Annotated in this window: 3 protein-coding genes; 1 reads left to right on the top strand and 2 read right to left on the bottom strand. The window is 49.0% G+C overall.

The annotated features are described in order from the left end of the window. Both AC2VE5_RS27470 and AC2VE5_RS27465 read right to left on the bottom strand, forming a co-directional pair. Window positions 1-439: photosynthetic reaction center family protein (locus AC2VE5_RS27470; protein ID WP_486890699.1), on the bottom strand; the 439-nt coding region annotated here is incomplete at its 3' end. A gap of 168 nt (window positions 440-607) precedes the next feature. Continuing rightward, entirely contained in the window at window positions 608-937 is a 330-nt protein-coding gene (locus tag AC2VE5_RS27465) for a sll0565 family protein (protein ID WP_486890698.1), read from the bottom strand. A 69-nt stretch (window positions 938-1,006) separates the two neighbouring features. On the opposite strand from AC2VE5_RS27465, the gene AC2VE5_RS27460 reads away from it, so the two are divergent. Continuing rightward, the coding region (locus tag AC2VE5_RS27460) for a DUF6439 family protein (RefSeq protein ID WP_486890697.1) at window positions 1,007-1,323 on the top strand (317 nt) is incomplete at its 3' end.

Here is a 1,323-nt window from a genome sequence, read left to right as displayed (position 1 = left end):
AGGCGACACAGATCCAGGGGCGCATGCCTAGGCGGTAGCTGAGTTCCCATTCCCGGCCCATGTAGCAGAAGATGCCAATCAAAAAGTGGAAGACTACCAGTTGGTAGGGGCCACCGTTGTAGAGCCACTCATCCAAGGAGGCTGCTTCCCAAATGGGATAAAAGTGCAGGCCGATGGCGTTAGATGAGGGAACAACGGCTCCGGTGATGATGTTGTTGCCGTACATGAAGGAGCCGGCGACGGGCTCACGGATGCCGTCGATATCGACGGGGGGAGCGGCAACAAAGGCAATAATGAAGCAGGTGGTGGCAGCGAGTAGGGTGGGGACCATTAGGACTCCAAACCAGCCGACGTAGAGTCGGTTCTCGGTGCTGGTGACCCAGCTGCAAAACTGCTCCCATGCTGTGGCGCTTTGGCGCTGTTGTAATGCGGTTGTCATGGTTGCGATGATTGCTTGTGTGTTTTTTAGTGAATAATCGATCGCCAATATGGCTAAATCGTATCCATATGTTAACTAAAGTATTTTTTTGTAAAGCTAATTCTGGTTTTTCTAACTTTAGAAACAAAGGCTGAGCAGCGATCGCTTCCAAGCCTTTGGAGCGTCAGACTAGTCAACTAAAGCTTTGAGTGCAAAACCAATGACTAACCCCAATCCTAGAAACCGGAGGACTTGCCAAAAGGTCTCTGATTGACTGCTCCAGGTAAACAGGCGACTTTCTAGCTCAACTTCTAAGTTTTCAAGTTGTTCCCTAATTCTTTCTATTTCTGAGTGCAACCGAGCAAGTCGTTGTTTCAGCTCAGCTTGGGTGAGTTGGGCCGCCTTAATCTGGGTATATCGAGCTTTTAAGGATTGAAGTGAAGCCTCAACCTTTGTTAAGGTTTGTTCGAAATTTGCTTCATCTTCAGGAGGGGTCGTGGGCTCCTGGCTAGGCTCCATGGATCATCCTGGGCAGTAAAGGCACAGTAGAATAGGCAAAAACCTTTCTTTGTAGCTTACTTGTTAATAATGTCTTTATTGAGATCCACCCCTGAGACAGAGAATTCTTCTCTAAATTCTCATCCCAATTCCAAAACCCTTGAACTAGCGCAGCTGTTGACCGAACAACTCACCATTACTGCTGGCACCTGGCATCGTTTGAAATCAAATCGCAAGGCTCGGGCCTTAGAGCAGGCAGCGGCGGCAATTGTGTTTCTACTAAAAGATCAACCCCAGGAAGCCCATGTACGACTTCAACAAGCGGTAGGGTGGCTGGATCGTTCTATTAGCGCTCCCCCTTGCCCGACCCATGGCTCCAAGAAAGCCAAAATCTCAGAAGCCTCAAT

The sequence above is a fragment of the Aliterella sp. E5.1 genome, assembly GCF_057473825.1.
The sequence above is the reverse complement of the archived record's forward strand: the minus strand, read 5'-3'. Positions and strand labels throughout refer to the sequence as shown.